Origin of the sequence: Bradyrhizobium sp. SZCCHNS1050 (assembly GCF_032484785.1) — a bacterium.
Taxonomy (GTDB): Bacteria; Pseudomonadota; Alphaproteobacteria; order Rhizobiales; family Xanthobacteraceae; genus Bradyrhizobium.
Genome location: NZ_JAUETR010000002.1, coordinates 759,560 through 773,815 on the forward strand (window position 1 = coordinate 759,560; position 14,256 = coordinate 773,815).

21 protein-coding genes are annotated in these 14,256 nt (G+C 64.5%); 13 read left to right on the top strand and 8 right to left on the bottom strand.

Annotation, left to right across the window (positions count from 1 at the left end):
* Window positions 1-24 precede the first annotated feature (24 nt).
* The 6 genes from QX094_RS27855 to QX094_RS27880 all read left to right on the top strand — a co-directional run bounded on the left by QX094_RS27855 (window position 25) and on the right by QX094_RS27880 (window position 3,158).
* Complete coding sequence (locus QX094_RS27855) at window positions 25-840, top strand: transglycosylase SLT domain-containing protein (RefSeq protein WP_409999243.1); 816 nt, start codon at window positions 25-27, stop codon at window positions 838-840.
* A gap of 146 nt (window positions 841-986) precedes the next feature.
* The gene (locus QX094_RS27860; RefSeq protein WP_316184943.1) at window positions 987-1,271 is read left to right on the top strand and encodes a DUF2312 domain-containing protein; all 285 of its coding nucleotides are present in this window, start codon (window positions 987-989) and stop codon (window positions 1,269-1,271) included.
* A 129-nt stretch (window positions 1,272-1,400) separates the two neighbouring features.
* Entirely contained in the window at window positions 1,401-1,751 is a 351-nt protein-coding gene (locus QX094_RS27865) for a zinc ribbon domain-containing protein YjdM (protein ID WP_315755663.1), read from the top strand.
* A 63-nt stretch (window positions 1,752-1,814) separates the two neighbouring features.
* Window positions 1,815-2,006, top strand: a complete 192-nt coding sequence (locus QX094_RS27870) for a hypothetical protein (RefSeq protein ID WP_315712266.1) — start codon at window positions 1,815-1,817, stop codon at window positions 2,004-2,006.
* 476 nt (window positions 2,007-2,482) lie between these two features.
* Window positions 2,483-2,698 carry a hypothetical protein gene (locus QX094_RS27875; protein WP_315712268.1) on the top strand — a complete coding sequence of 72 codons (216 nt, stop codon included), beginning with the start codon at window positions 2,483-2,485 and terminating at the stop codon, window positions 2,696-2,698.
* A 229-nt stretch (window positions 2,699-2,927) separates the two neighbouring features.
* Window positions 2,928-3,158, top strand: a complete 231-nt coding sequence (locus QX094_RS27880; RefSeq protein ID WP_315712270.1) for a zinc ribbon domain-containing protein — start codon at window positions 2,928-2,930, stop codon at window positions 3,156-3,158.
* Between the two features lie 27 nt (window positions 3,159-3,185).
* Here QX094_RS27880 and QX094_RS27885 read toward each other — a convergent pair whose 3' ends face one another.
* From QX094_RS27885 to QX094_RS27915, 7 genes are all read right to left on the bottom strand, one after another.
* Window positions 3,186-3,620 (bottom strand): Rieske (2Fe-2S) protein, encoded by a 435-nt coding sequence (locus QX094_RS27885; RefSeq protein ID WP_316184941.1) that lies wholly within the window; start codon window positions 3,618-3,620, stop codon window positions 3,186-3,188.
* Window positions 3,621-3,737: 117 nt separating this feature from the next.
* Window positions 3,738-4,460, bottom strand: a complete 723-nt coding sequence (locus QX094_RS27890; protein ID WP_315712274.1) for a DUF3750 domain-containing protein — start codon at window positions 4,458-4,460, stop codon at window positions 3,738-3,740.
* 132 nt (window positions 4,461-4,592) lie between these two features.
* The gene (locus tag QX094_RS27895; protein WP_316184939.1) at window positions 4,593-5,432 is read right to left on the bottom strand and encodes an SH3 domain-containing protein; all 840 of its coding nucleotides are present in this window, start codon (window positions 5,430-5,432) and stop codon (window positions 4,593-4,595) included.
* Between the two features lie 113 nt (window positions 5,433-5,545).
* Window positions 5,546-6,322, bottom strand: a complete 777-nt coding sequence (locus QX094_RS27900; protein WP_315712277.1) for a DUF2066 domain-containing protein — start codon at window positions 6,320-6,322, stop codon at window positions 5,546-5,548.
* Window positions 6,323-6,404: 82 nt separating this feature from the next.
* The gene (locus QX094_RS27905) at window positions 6,405-6,701 is read right to left on the bottom strand and encodes a copper-binding protein (RefSeq protein WP_315712278.1); all 297 of its coding nucleotides are present in this window, start codon (window positions 6,699-6,701) and stop codon (window positions 6,405-6,407) included.
* Window positions 6,702-7,339: 638 nt separating this feature from the next.
* Window positions 7,340-7,546 (bottom strand): hypothetical protein, encoded by a 207-nt coding sequence (locus tag QX094_RS27910; protein ID WP_316184937.1) that lies wholly within the window; start codon window positions 7,544-7,546, stop codon window positions 7,340-7,342.
* A 55-nt stretch (window positions 7,547-7,601) separates the two neighbouring features.
* Window positions 7,602-8,453 carry a 3-hydroxybutyryl-CoA dehydrogenase gene (locus QX094_RS27915; RefSeq protein ID WP_315712279.1) on the bottom strand — a complete coding sequence of 284 codons (852 nt, stop codon included), beginning with the start codon at window positions 8,451-8,453 and terminating at the stop codon, window positions 7,602-7,604.
* A gap of 408 nt (window positions 8,454-8,861) precedes the next feature.
* Between QX094_RS27915 and QX094_RS27920 the strand changes: the two genes are divergently transcribed.
* The 6 genes from QX094_RS27920 (at window position 8,862) to QX094_RS27945 (ending at window position 12,689) form a co-directional block, all read left to right on the top strand.
* Window positions 8,862-9,326 (top strand): DUF2231 domain-containing protein, encoded by a 465-nt coding sequence (locus QX094_RS27920; protein ID WP_316188388.1) that lies wholly within the window; start codon window positions 8,862-8,864, stop codon window positions 9,324-9,326.
* Window positions 9,323-10,663 carry a sorbosone dehydrogenase family protein gene (locus QX094_RS27925; protein ID WP_316188389.1) on the top strand — a complete coding sequence of 447 codons (1,341 nt, stop codon included), beginning with the start codon at window positions 9,323-9,325 and terminating at the stop codon, window positions 10,661-10,663. Before QX094_RS27920 ends, QX094_RS27925 begins: the two co-directional genes overlap by 4 nt.
* A 38-nt stretch (window positions 10,664-10,701) precedes the next feature.
* Window positions 10,702-10,899, top strand: coding sequence for a hypothetical protein (locus QX094_RS27930; RefSeq protein WP_315712282.1), 198 nt, complete (start codon window positions 10,702-10,704; stop codon window positions 10,897-10,899).
* A gap of 132 nt (window positions 10,900-11,031) precedes the next feature.
* Complete coding sequence (locus QX094_RS27935) at window positions 11,032-11,238, top strand: hypothetical protein (RefSeq protein WP_315712284.1); 207 nt, start codon at window positions 11,032-11,034, stop codon at window positions 11,236-11,238.
* 95 nt (window positions 11,239-11,333) lie between these two features.
* Entirely contained in the window at window positions 11,334-12,128 is a 795-nt protein-coding gene (locus tag QX094_RS27940; protein WP_316188446.1) for a DUF72 domain-containing protein, read from the top strand.
* 42 nt (window positions 12,129-12,170) lie between these two features.
* A complete protein-coding gene (locus tag QX094_RS27945; RefSeq protein ID WP_316188447.1) occupies window positions 12,171-12,689 on the top strand; it encodes a DUF4142 domain-containing protein in 519 nt (172 codons plus the stop codon).
* A 70-nt stretch (window positions 12,690-12,759) separates the two neighbouring features.
* Here the strand turns inward: QX094_RS27945 and QX094_RS27950 are convergent, their stop codons facing one another.
* Entirely contained in the window at window positions 12,760-13,083 is a 324-nt protein-coding gene (locus QX094_RS27950) for a hypothetical protein (protein ID WP_316188390.1), read from the bottom strand.
* A 423-nt stretch (window positions 13,084-13,506) separates the two neighbouring features.
* On the opposite strand from QX094_RS27950, the gene QX094_RS27955 reads away from it, so the two are divergent.
* Window positions 13,507-14,244, top strand: a complete 738-nt coding sequence (locus QX094_RS27955) for a Crp/Fnr family transcriptional regulator (RefSeq protein ID WP_315712288.1) — start codon at window positions 13,507-13,509, stop codon at window positions 14,242-14,244.
* Window positions 14,245-14,256: the final 12 nt, after the last annotated feature.

The window sequence follows — 14,256 nt, forward strand, 5'->3', positions numbered from 1 at the left end:
TCCCCTGCCCCACGCCAACAAAAAATGCGCAAGCCGCAACGCGGCAGCCGCTGGCGCGCGCTGCGGCGCGATGCGAAGCGAATCGCAGGGCGCGGTGCGCAGTGGCTGGGCCGGACGGTGGGCGCGGCGCCGCGATGGATCAAGATCGCCTGCGGCGCCTTGGTGCTGCTCGTGACCTTCGCGCTGGTCAATCTGGCCTATCACGTCCTGCGCAAGCCGACCGAGCTGTTCGTGGTGACGGGTCATTCGCTCGACAAGGAGCCGGAAGAGACTTGGCGCCAATATGGCGCGCTGTTCCGTGAGAGCTCGACACGATCGATCACGCCGGAGCTGCTCGCCGCCCTGGCGCAGACCGAGAGCTCGGGCAATCCGGTGGCGCGCACCTATTGGCGCTGGCGCTTCGCATGGAATCCGTTCGCGCTGTATCAGCCGGCGTCCAGCGCCGTCGGCTTGTTCCAGATGACCGACGGCGCCTTTGCCGACGCCGCACGGTTCTGCATCCGGGATCACGAGGTGGTCAGCGACGGCTGTGGGTCACCGAGCCTGTACGTCCGCGCATGGCCGGCGCATGCGGTGGCGCTCACGGTGATCTCGCTCGACCGCCAGGTCGCTGCCGTGCTCGCGCGGCAGCCTGGCGCCAAGCCGAGCGCGCAGCAGCGGCAGGATCTCGCGGCCGTCATTCATCTGTGCGGCGCCGGGCCGGCGGCCGGGTTCGCGCGCCGTGGCTTCAAGCCGGCGGATGGCGAGCGCTGCGGCGACCATTCGGTCGCCGGTTATCTCGGCCGCGTCAATGCGATGAAGAAGCAGTTTCAGAAGCTCTCGGCGGCGGAGCAGAGCTAGCGCATGGCGTCCGCTCGGCAACATCGCAGCCCGCCCGGTTCCGCGTTAAGCACGTCGGATTCACTGATGTGGGCAAAGCGCGCCCGTTAAGACATTGGCAACGAACTGCCGCGCATTTTCTCCGTCCCATTAGTACAGGAGTCACCATGTCAGAGATCGGCATTCCCGGCGCGCGCATCCGGTCCTTCATCGAGCGGATCGAGCACCTCGATGGCGAATTGGCGGAGCTGAACGAGCAGAAGAAGGAAGTGTTCGCCGAGGCCAAGGGCGAAGGCTTCGACGTCAAGATCCTGAAGGAGATCATCAAGCTCAGGAAGCAGGACCAGGACGAGCGCGACGAGCACGAGACGCTGCTCGACACCTATCTCCGGGCGATGGAAGCGGCCGAGACCGGGCCGGCCAGCAAAAGCCCCGAGCGCAAGGCGGCGTGACGCTGCCGACCGACGATGGCGGCGCGCAGCCCATCTGCGCCGCGCGCTGCCCTCCCCGGGATTTTCCTTGCCCGGTTCCATCCGAGCCTCTAACGCTGCGCTACGCTTCTGCCCGCGCCCGAGGATGAGATGACCGACGCAATGACCTGCCCGCAATGCCGCTCCGAGCACGCCTATCAGGACGGCGCGCTATGGGTCTGTCCCGAATGCGGCCATGAATGGAGCGGCGACGCCGCCCTTGCGGCAGCGGCCGGCGACGACGCCAGCATCCGCGACGCCAACGGCAACGTTCTGGCCGACGGTGACAGCGTCATCGTCATCAAGGACCTGAAAGTGAAGGGATCGTCGTCGGTGGTGAAGGGCGGCACCAAGGTGCGCAACATCCGCCTGCAGGAGGCGAGCGACGGCCACAACATCGCCTGCAAGATCGACGGCATCGGCCAGATGAACCTGAAGTCGGAGTTCGTGCGCAAGGCGTAGAGCCTGGTGCTCCCGGAACATTCGCGACGCCATGGCGTTCGGATCGACAACGGGAGGATGGCCATGCTGACGGACGACCAGATCGCGACGCTTTCGGATATCGGCCAGGCAATCGCCTTCTCGCCCGACCGGCAGGACGAACTCGATGGACTGATCCGCGAAGGTTATGTCGCCAAGGACGGCGACATCTACGAGCTGACGGCAAAGGGGCAGAAGATCCTGACCGATCGAGGTGCCGGATTGAACGAGGCCTGACGGACCGGAGGCTCGCAGCACCGGGCATCGGGGCGTCGGTATCAGCGCCACCGGAAAGTCTGGCATCCGGCCAAATATCATGGGGGAATCGGCGGTTCGTCTGCAGACACCCTTGCGAATCGAACTCTGATTCACCCAATGAACGGCGATATTCCGCCCGAAGACCGAAAACAATGTCCGCGGGCGCCGCAGGACTGCGCAGGCGCTGCCTGTTATTTGACGCAACAGGTCCGGCTCAGGCCCGGCACTCAGGCCGAACAACACAACACGGGCAAATCGCCAATTGATCGAGCAGCAAACGCAGGCCGGTTGCCGAACGCTGCGTGATCCAAGCAGTGAATCCGTCACACTTCTGTCGCCATGAAGTGACACCCGTAGCAATCCGTTCCGTAGCAGCACGGCGTGGATTCATAACTTGGCATGAACTCTGCTTTCCAGATCCTGACCGGGTCCCACTCTTTGGAGGCAGAATCAACGTGCTCGTCACTCTCGTCGCAATGCTATGCAACGGCCAGCTCTGCATGGAGAAGGTCGTCACCAACAGCGAGATGTCCGGCATCACGATGACATCCTGCGCCGTCAGCGCGCAGATCGGAATCGCAGACTGGATGTCCAAGGGTCCCTATCACGAGTGGCATCTGCAGGGTTACAAGTGTGTCGCCGGCAAGTACGTGCCGAAGACCAACGCCTGATCCGCTTTGCACGTCCGGCTGGCGCCCGGATATCCGGGGCCTGCCGGCCGGGCGGAAGAGCTCTGCACTGCTGTCGAATGTTCGACCCCAGCCGCGTCGCATTCGGGACATGCGCAGCAAAAAACGCTGTCGTTAGCGTGCAAACGAGCCCTGAATCGGCGAATTCGATGCGCAATGGCGCTGGCCCGCTTCGTGCAATGCCCCTCAGCGACAATGAGGGGATGACGTCATGCCGTTCTACAGCTTCCATTGCGCAGCCTGCGCAGAGGATGTCGAGTTGCTGATCGGGATTTCTGAAAGGCCAGTCTGTCCGACCTGCGGCAGTCGCAAGCTGACCCGCCTACCCTCGCTGCCGGCGCCGCCAGCGCGCAGCCCCGGCCTGATCAAGGCCGCGCGCAGCCAGGCAGCACGCGAGGGGCACCTCAGCAACTACAGCCGCGCCGAACGGAAGAAGCGCTGACCCGGCCGCGGCCGCCGGCCCTCGGCCTCAGTCCGACGTGATCTGCACCTCGGGCACGTCATCCTCGGGATCGTCGATGTCGAGGCCGTCCTCCTCGTCCAGATCGATCCCGGAGAGGCAGATGTCACCGTCGTCGATCACGAGCTCGACCGGGGACAACGTCCGGCCCTGGCAGGGCCCGATGAAGCATTGTCCGGTATCGAGGTCGAACTGCGCACCATGCTCGCCACAAACGAGGAAATCGCCTTCCTCGTCCATGAACTCGCCCGGATGCTTGTCGAGGCGGGCGCCCTGATGCGGGCAGGCATTCTCGAAGCCATAGAAATTGTTGCCCTTGCGCGTGACCAGGATCGGCCAAGGCTTGGCGCTGCCGTCGGGCTCGCGGCGCTGGAGAACGAAGCCCCGCGCCGCGCCATCGTCCACCTCATAGGTCGCGCAGATCGCAAACAGCGTGCTCATCATCCGCCTCTTCTCGCCTCGCCCGGCGTCCTTGGCGCATCCGCGACATCACAGGCGCGCTGAAGAGGGTCGCAGCAAGCAGCATGCCAGGCAGTGCCTGACAGACATAGATCGCGGGCCTCAGGCCGCTGGCATGCCGAGGCGGCCGATCCCGGGAAATTTCAGCGCCGGCCGGCGCAGATCGACGCCGAGAACTCCCCCGAAGAAGTTCAGCTCGACGCCCTCGATCCACCCGACGGTGACACCGAGATAGCCGCCGAGCGATACGAACAGACCGGTCCCGGAGGCCGTGCGCCCCCACCAGCCGTCAAAGGGGAAGTCCTTGCCGATTGCAGTCGGCGGCAGCACGGCGTTGAGCTCAGGAACCGCGTTCAGCGCCGCCTGCACGAAGGTATTCGAATTCGGCCCCGGCCAGGCGTTGTAGTCGCCATAGGCGCGGAAGCGGTAGTTCTCGATCACGCTGCGGATCCTCGGGATCACCCGCTCGGCTTCATCGCCGTCGACGGCCAGCACTGTCTCCGGCAATGCACCGAACCAGCGACCATCGGGCGCGAAGCCATCGACCCGGATCGGCTCACCCCACGCGGTGTAGTCGTAGCGGGTGTAGCGCGGGCCGCCCTTCTCCTTCACGACGATCCAGGTGTGGACCGCGAAGATGCCACGCCAACGCACCGTGCGCGCAGCAAATACGCGCACCATCGCGTCGGCATGCTGCGCCGGCGATGGCAGCAGGCCCGCGCTCGAACGGTCCGCAGTCTGCCAGCTGCCGCGACGATCGCCGCGCAGATAGTTCGCGGCAGACAGCGAGATGGGTACGAAGATGAGCAGCAAGAAAGCGAGCACGGGCTTTTTCACGATGAGCGAGGACAATGGAGGCGCCGAGGAATGACAGCCATGTAGTCATCGCGCCCGCCGTCGCCAGCGCCGGCCGGCACGCCACCTTCACAATCCGGACACCAGGGCAGCGCTGAAGACTCAGTGCCGGCGGAAACCACCGCCCGGGCCGGAACGCCCGCCGCCGCGAGGGCCGCTGACGCCGACACGCGCCGCACCCATGGCGGGGCCGCCCTCGATATGCGCCAAACCGATTTGCGGCGAAGTCCCGATCATGCGCATGCCGCCCATCTGCGCGCGGGCGCTCTGCGGCGCACCGCTGCTTCGGCTCATCAATGGCTGCACCATGGGTGGCGTTGCAGCTCGAGCGGGAGCACCAGCCACGACCGGAGGTGCGGCGGGACCGGCGGCAGTCGAAGGCGACACACGACCTTGCATGCCCGAAGTCGGTCCGGATGGTTGGCCCGTGCCGGCGACCGCGCCCGCTCCGGCGCCAGGCTGGATCATCCCGCCGGGACCACGACCCGGCATCCCCGGGGTCATGCCAGGCTGAGGCGGATTTTGCGCCATGACCGGCGGATGGCGATGCCAGTAGCGGTTCCAGAACGCGTGCCGATGATACCAAGGCCGTCCGAAATAGAAGCTGCTCCAATAGGTGGTCAGCGTGAATCCGACAGTCGGCACGTACTCGACATATTCGGGCAGGTAGACGTACTGCTCACGATACAGATAGGCGAGCGTCCGCGCCGCGACCCAGCCGCGTTCGCCTCCGAAGCTGACATCGCACCACGCGCCGCCTTGAATGCAGCCATGGATGGTGATCCTGGCACCGACTGGAATGCGCTCGACGACGGGAAAACCGGGGCCGGGTCCTGCGCGCATGGTGGCCGCGGTGCGCACCAGGCCCGGCGCGGCCACCGCCAGCGAGGCGGGCGTGACAATCAACAGCGCAGCAACAAGACACGGTCTGAGTTTCACCACGGGCGCCCTCCTGTCTGTTTGCCCGAGCGAGCTCGGGCGCGAGACTCTCGCGCCCCGCATGCGCGGCTCAGGCATCCGGTCCACGGGGATGGTTGCAGACTATCGCGGCAACCTCACGGCGCTCCGTTGTCGGAGAGGAGTTGCGCTGCTCCACCGAGAGCACGGCGAAATGCCTCGTCGAACGTCACGCCACGGAATTGCCACCGATCTTGCTTGCCAGCGCGATCGAGGCGCCATTGCGTGACCCAGCCCAGTTCGGCATCGTCCCAGGTGAGATCGCCAAAGAGCATGACATCAGCGCCGGGAAACCACGACGCAACCGCCGCGGGCTGGACATCGTTCAACTTGGTCCGCTCAATAGCGGCCTTCGAGACCTCGGAGGCGCTTGGCAGAGCGATCTCGAGTCCACGCTTGACGGCGGCTGCGCGCAGCGCGTCGCGCTGCAGATCGGACCTCCGGTCGTCGGATGCAACAAAGAAAGTACGACCGCCCGACGTCATCGCCACGATCACGGCAATCGACGGGCGCGGCGCCGGCCACGGCTTGATGTTCAAGCTCGCAAGCAACTGATCGATCCGCGCGCGATCGAATGACACAGTCAAGTCATATGGACGGTCGCGCGTGCCCTGCTCATCGTGCTTCGGCTTGCCCGACATCTGATCGTGATAATCGAAGCCGGTGACGAACTCCGCTGCCCGCGCCTCGAGTGGCGCGAGCCTTGCGTCGTTCCTGAGCTGAAATGCACCGGACACCTTGATCAGCACGTCTTCCAGACATGCTGCAAATGCCGCCCGGCGATTGTCCTCGCCCTGACCGGTCACGACCGTCTGCGCCTGGTACAGGTCGGTCGGGGCCGCATTCGCAATAGTGCAGGCCCCGACGACCATCATCACCCAGAGCCCGAGACGCCATACGCCCCAACCGCGGAAAGCACCGCACTGCCTCATCGCGCCCTCGATCCGGCTATGTCGGCTATTTCTGCCGATCGAGCTTGACGATCGTCGGTGTGGCGGCGTCGGACGTCGAGAACGTCACGCGATCGCCGGCGTGGATGTTCTCGATCATGGCATTGTCCTTGATCTTGAACTCCTGGGCCGCTCCGGCCGTGTTGGCGCCGACGGTCCCGTTGGGAACGCGCTTGATCGCGATCGTGCCGTTGAGACGGTTGATCCCCGTGACCATGCCCGCCGTGTCTTGCTCCGCTGCCAGAGCGGGCCAAGTCCCCGCAAACAGGGCGACCGTCGCCAGAGTAATGCCAACTGCTCTCATCGCTGTTCTCCTGCCTTGCTTCTCGCGGCAAACAAAACACCACGAATTCTTTGGTTCCCGGAACCGTCAGCTTCGTCGCTGACGACTTTGGGCCGTCTAACGCGCCACAATCAAATGCGCCGTGCAGCCCGTTTGTCGCCCCCAAGCACTACGCCTACATACAACATGCTGATCGTCTCCGCCGCTGCGGACGACGCGCGCTCGACCGGGCAATCGCGAACCTTCTTCGACCGACACGGCTCGGCCACCCTCATGTAGTGATTTGCACGGATTTGTCATCAGACCAGCGCGTGATCAAAGTTTTCCTGCACTCGCAGTATCGACGCCCCGTAACGCCGAATTCATCAATGCGTCAGGATGCGCCTTGACAGCACAGGCAGCCGGGAGGACGATAACCGTGTCGTCCAATCTCGGTGGCCGTTCCTGACGGCGCCGCGATGTCCGAACGACAACAACCCATCTGATTGCAGGGAGGTTCTATGACTCCACCTCCGTACCAGATCCGCTGAGTGCGACGGGACTCGCTTCGGACCATCGCATAGCGGCAAATCACGAACGGCACGCCGGGTCGCGGCTTAGTGGGCTGCATCAGCGAGGCATGGCCCCTTGCCCGCCCGGCGCTGTGCCGTCCCTCTGGATCACGTCAGCGCGAGCTTGGTAGCTATCTGCGGCTCGAGGCGCAATACTCGGGTTGATGGTTGATACTGCGGAACGAGAATATTGGAACGTGTGATCAGTCGATCGCGCGCAGCGATCAGTTGACCAATGGCAGCCGAGATATCCGCTCGCGGCATCGCCGCATTCCCAATGTCCCCGACCAATATCCCCGAAACGAAATCCTTCATCGCCTGATGCACGGCGGGTGCAGGCGTCACCCGCCGCCGAAGCAATCTGCCGCAGCTACTTGCTGTAGTCGTAGAAGCCCTTGCCGGTCTTGCGGCCGAGCTGGCCTGCGGCCACCATCTCCTTCAGCAACGGCGCCGGCCGATACTTCGGATCGTTGAAGCCGTTGTAGAACACCTCCATCACCGACAGCATCGTGTCGAGACCGATCAGATCGGCCAGCGCCAGCGGACCGATGGGGTGATTGCAGCCGAGCTTCATGCCCTCGTCGATGTCGGCCGCGGTCGCAATGCCTTCCGAATACGCGAAGATCGCCTCGTTGATCATCGGGCACAGGATGCGGTTTACGGCAAAGCCCGGGCTGTTCTTCGCGGTGATCGCGACCTTGCCGATCCGCTTGGCGAAATCGGCGGCGGCCGCATGGGTCGCATCCGAGGTCTGCAGGCCGCGGATCAGTTCAAGCAGCGCCATCATCGGCACCGGATTGAAGAAGTGCATGCCGATGAAGCGGTCGGGCCGGTCGGTGGCGGTGGCCAGCTTGGTGATCGAGATCGAGGAGGTGTTGGTCGCGATCAGCGCCTCGGGTTTCAGACCGGCACAGAGGTCCTTGAGGATCTTGAGCTTCAGCTCCTCGTTCTCCGTGGCGGCCTCGATGACCAAGTCGCAGTTCGACAGCTTCGCCTTGTCGGCGGTGCCGGTGATGAGCGACAACGCCCTGTCCTTGTCGGCGGTCGTCATCTTCTCCTTCTTGACCAGGCGATCGAGGCTGGAGCCCACCGTCGCCAGCCCGCGCGCCACGGCCTGCTCCGAGATGTCGACCATGACGACCGGAACGCCCGCGGCGGCGCACACCTGCGCGATGCCGTTGCCCATGGTGCCTGCTCCGATGATGCCGACCGTCTGAATCATTGCCGCTTCCTCTCAATCTCGTATCCGCGGGGACCGCCCCGTCCTACGCGGTTGCTTAACAGGCTATCGGCCGGCCGGGTAGACCCAAGGCGGCCCCGCGGTTCGGCGGCATCGGAAGCGAACGGTCGCCCCGGGGTCCAAACGACGAGCCGGCAGACAACCGGCACGGCGCCCAGCCAGAGCCAGCCGCCCGCACCCGCGCCGACGGCGCCGCGCAACGACGTGGCCGGCGACAGCGCGCGCGGCACCGGGCCGCTGAACAGGAGCCGCTGACCGACACGCCGGCACGGGCGACCGGGCGGCGGCGGCCGTCGCGTGAGCGCCACGCCAAATCCGTCGGTGTCATCGGAACACCTGTTGAGGCCGACGGTTCTCCACGCTGCAACAGGTCCAATCGAGGAGACCGCCGTGGCGACCGCCGAAATCACCCGACCATCCCTGGAGCCAACGGCGCAGATCGCACGGCGTCCGATCCATCCGATGCTGGTGCCGTTCCCTATCGTCTGCTTCATCGGAGCGTTCGTCACCGACATCGCCTATTGGCGGACCGCTGAAATCATGTGGGCGGATATCTCCGCCTGGCTGCTGCTGGTCGGACTGATCATGGGCGTGCTGGCCGGCATCGCCGGGCTCATCGACTTCCTTGGCAATGGGCTGATCCGGTCGCAGGCACCGGCCTGGCCGCACATGGCCGGCAACCTCATCGCCCTGGTGCTGGCCTTCTTCAACAACTTGGTCCATTCACGCGATGCCTGGACCTCGGTCGTGCCGACCGGCCTCATCCTGTCGCTCGTCACGGTGCTGATCCTGCCCGTCACCGGCTGGCTCGGTTGGTCGCTCGTGTATCGTCACAGGGTGGGAGTCGCACGATGACGCCGTCCGGCTCCTCCCGCCTCGCGCCTCTGCTCACAGTCCTGCTGCTCGGAATATCCGCGCTTGGTCTCACCGCGTGCAACGAAGGCGGCGATCCGAACGCCGAGATCGGCGCCAACGTCAAGCTGCCCGCATTGACGCAATACCTGTTGCCGCCGATGAACATCGCCACGGTGGTCGGCTGGAAACAGGGCGAGACTCCCAAAGTCGCGCCGGGCCTGAAGATCGAGGCGCTCGCGACCGGCCTGCAGCATCCGCGCTCGCTCTACACGCTGCCGGACGGCGACGTGCTGGTGGTGGAATCGAAAGCGCCGCCCCCGCCGCCGGCGAAACGGCCGAAGGACCTCGTGATGGCCCTCGTCGAATCCTGGGCCACGTCGGGCGGCAACACCGGAGCGAGCAACCGCGTCACATTGTTGCACGACGCCAATGGCGATGGCATTCCCGAGCAGCAGAGCCTGTTCATCGACCATCTCAATTCGCCGTTCGGGATCGCTCTGGTCGGCAACGATCTCTACATCGCCAACACCGACGCCATCGTTCGATATCCCTACACGCAGGGCGAAACCCAGATGAAGGATGCGGGCACGACGCTTGCCGCGCTGCCGGGCGGCCCGATCGATCATCACTGGACCAAGAGCCTGGTGGCGAGCCCCGACGGCCGGTTGCTCTATGTGGGCGTCGGCTCCAACAGCAACATCACCGAGAACGGCATCGAGGCCGAGAAGAACCGTGCCGCCATTCTCGAGGTGGATCGCACCACGGGACGCTGGCGGGTATTCGCGAGCGGCCTGCGCAATCCGAACGGATTGAGCTTCGAGCCGCAGAGCGGCGCGCTGTGGACGGTCGTGAACGAGCGTGACGAGATCGGTCCGGACCTCGTGCCCGACTACATGACCTCGGTGAAGGACGGCGGCTTCTATGGCTGGCCATACAGCTATTACGGCCAGCATGTCGATCCCCGCGTGCAGCCGCAGCGGCCGGACCTGGTCGAAAAGGCCATCGTCCCGGACTACGCGCTCAGCTCGCATGTCGCGCCGCTCGGCATGACGTTCTACACCGCCAGCGCACTGCCGCAGGCCTATCGCGGCGGCGCGTTCGTCGGCGAGCACGGCAGCTGGAACCGCACGCCGTTGAACGGCTACAAGGTGGTCTACGTCCCCTTCGATGGCGGCAAGCCGAACGGCGAAGCCCAGGACGTCGTGACCGGCTTCCTCAATGATCGGAACGAGGCGCGCGGCCGGCCGGTCGGTCTCGCCGTGGACAAGACCGGCGCCCTGCTGATTGCCGACGATGTCGGCAATACGGTCTGGCGCGTCACGGCATCCGGCGGCTGACGGCCTTCAGCCCAATGACGCGAAGAATGGAGGACGATATGGGACTGGCTCAATACGCCATCGTTGCGGTCGGCGATCATTGGAGCGTGCTGCATGACGGCAACGCCCATGGCGACTACGCGACCAAAGAGGCTGCGTTCGAATCCGCTGCATCAGCTGCGACGCTGGCCATCAAGCAAGGCCACGAGGTGCATCTCAGCGTTCCGGGCAATGACCCCGATCGCTCGAACAACTAATCAGCTCCACAACACTCATCGTGGGTTCCGACGGGACCTCCAGGGATAGTGAAGTGCACGCTAACGTGTGTTAGCGACAGCCCCTCGGCAGGGCAGCAGACTCATGTTCGGAGGATCAACAGGAGTTTCGCTATGAAGGTCACCCGGAACCGGCGCAAGCAGACAGTGTCGTTCCGCCAGCGGCTGCAGCAGGCTGCAGCCGCTGCCCGCGAGGCGGCAGCACGTCTTCCCGCAGGCCCCGAACGCGACATCATGCTGAAGAAGGCGATGCAGGCGGAGACGGCGGCGCATATCAACGAGCTGTTGAGCGCGCCGGTGCTGCACGCCGCGGAGCGCTAGACCACGCGCCGTATCGTCTGCTGCGGCTCTGAAAGGAACCCGAACGCCATCACGACGCTTTGCTTTCGAGGTCTTGTCTCGGCGAGAGGACGATGATGGCCCGGGTCGTGATAGGCACATCGGGATGGCACTACGAGTCCTGGCGCGGCGCGTTCTTTCCGCCGGGACTGCTGATCAGACATCGGCTGCCCTACTACGCCAGCCAGTTCGAGACCACCGAGCTGAATGGCGTGTTCTACAGGACACCGACGGAAGCTGCCGTCCGCGGCTGGCGCGATCAGACCGGGCCCGATTTCGTTTTCGCCTGGAAGGCCTCCAAGTTCATCACGCATTGGAAGCGCCTGTCTGCGCGCTCGGTCAACAGCATCGCGCTGATGGAGAGCCGGCTGTCGCTGCTCGGCGACAAGGCCGGCCCCGTGCTGTTCCAGCTGCCGCCGCAATTCGAAGCGAATCCAGAACGGCTCGAGTCGTTTCTGCCGCTGCTGCCGACGCACCGGCGCTACAGCTTCGAATTCCGTCACCCGAGCTGGTACACACCGGCCATCATGCGCCTGCTGAGGGATTCGAACATCTCGCTCTGCCTGTCGGACCATCACGACGCGCCGGCACCGTGGAGGCGCACGGCCGATTTCGTCTATGTGCGCGGCCATGGTCCGGGCGGCCGCTACAAGGACAACTATCCGGACGCGACACTCGAGGCCTGGGCCAAGCGCATGCGCGCCTGGGCGTCGCACGGCATCGACGTCTACGTCTATTTCGACAACGACCAGAAGAGCGCGGCACCCGCCGACGCTCTGCGGCTACGCCGGCTGCTCGCGGCGTCTTCTCACCGCGCACGCCACGCAGCGCGCGCCAGCTCGTCGGAACATCCTGCACATCTCTCGGTTTAGGTCTGCAACCAACGAGAGGAACGATCCGCGCGACGCACACTCATCACGCTCGGCTGCCTGGTGCTGGCGGGCCCTGCCCTCGCCCAATCCGTCGGCGAAAAGACCGGGGTGAATTCGGCGCTCGGCACTGCGCCGAGCACCGAGGACTTCGTCAAGCAGGTCGCCATCAGCGACATGTTCGAACTGCAATCGAACCAGCTCGGCGAGCAGAAGGGCAACGCGCGGGAGAAGAGCTTCGCCGCGCAGATGGTCAAGGATCACACCAAGACTTCGACCGAGCTGAAGAGCATGGTCGAGCGCGGCAAGGTCAAGGTCCAACTGCCCGTCGTTCTCGACAGCGCGCATCAGAGCAAGCTCGACAAGCTGAAGGCAGCGAGCGGCAAGGACTTCAGCTCGGATTTCGACGACATGCAGATCAGCGCCCACAAGGACGCGGTGTCGCTGTTCGAGCGCTATGCGAAGGGCGGCGACAATCCGGCGCTGAAGGAATGGGCCGGCAAGACCCTGTCGGCCCTGCAGCATCATCTCGAAATGGCGCAGAACCTCGACAAGGGCAAGTGAACGATCGATATGAGCGCCGGTCCGAGCTGGCCCTCATGATGTTCGGATGCTATGCCGTGCAGTCCCGTCGTCAGGCGGCGCGGACGGAGGATTGCCGAGTTGATCGATGCTCGACTCGATCCGTACGCGATCGACCTCGATCCGGCCTTGCGGCGCGGTCGACCATCGCGCGCACGTCGGTGAGCTTTGCCTTGGCAGCGCTCAGTCCGTCGAAGATGGCTTGGCTGTCGGAGAGCGTCTCAACGGCCGCTTTCGCTTTGGCGAAGGCGGCGCCGGCCTGCTGCCCGGCCTTGTCGACGGACTTGATCGCTTCGGTTCTGCTCGCGTAGGCGCGATAGTGAGATACCAGCACCTCGCCCCCGAGAACACAGGCAAGCGCCGTGACCGAGAGCATTGATGCCGCAAAGAGCTGACCGACTCGCATTGATGCATTTTCAGTTGCTTGTTTTGATCAACCCAGAAGCCGGAACTAAGGGGGCCTTAACTACACAGGTTTCGCCGAGCGCCAGATCGTCGCGATCACGCATCGGGTCCCGTAATTTCACGGGCTTCGACGGTGATGCCGCATCAGATTTCATGAGAGTTGCACGACAGGGGCGCGAAGGACTGGTCGGACTCGCGCGATGTTGCCCAGCTCGGAGCATCGCTGAGGGCAGGAGCATCGCCAAGATGCCCCAGCAGTCCCCGGCTGCGGGCCGCACTTTGGTTCCGCGCGCAGGTGCAGAAAGATCAGCGGTCAACGCGGTAGCATGCTAACATAAGTTATTGAATTCGCACCGAATGGAACCCCAATAAACCAACTCGGGGGAACCACTCTTTGAGTCATCTGGTCCGCAAGCTCGAGAATTTCGTCCGCCTCTCTGCGGCCGACCGCCTGATGCTCAACCGCGCGGCGGCTCAACGGGTAAGGACCTTCGCGCCACGCACCGACATCGCGCGCGAAGGCGAGAAGCCCAAGGACGTGCATCTGATCCTGAACGGCTGGGCCTGCCGCTACAAGCAGCTCGAGGACGGCCGCCGCCAGATCGTCTCGTTCTTCCTGCCTGGCGATATCTGCGATCTCAACATCTTCATCCTGCGCGAGATGGACCATTCGATCGGCACCATCACGCCGGTATCGATCGCCGACCTGCCGCGCGAGTTCTTCGACGAGATCAGCGCCGGCTATCCACGCATTGCGACGGCGTTCTGGTGGGAGACGCTGGTCAACGCCGCAATCCAGCGCGAATGGACCATGAATCTCGGGCAACGCACCGCGTCCGAACGCATGGCTCACCTGTTGTGCGAACTGTTCTTCCGGCTGCGCCTGGCGGGCCTGGCCGACGACAGCAGTTGCAGCTTCCCTCTCACCCAGGCAGATCTCGCCGAGGCGACAGGCCTGTCGAAGGTCCACGTCAACCGCACGCTGCAGGAACTGCGCGCCAGCAACCTGATCGTGCTCAAGGGCAAGATGCTGGTACTTCCGGACCTCGAGCGCCTGATGAGCGCCGGCCTGTTCAACGCGAATTACTTGCATTTGGACCGCGAAGGCCGTCAGCTCGACGCGAATGAGTGAGAGGTTCGGAGC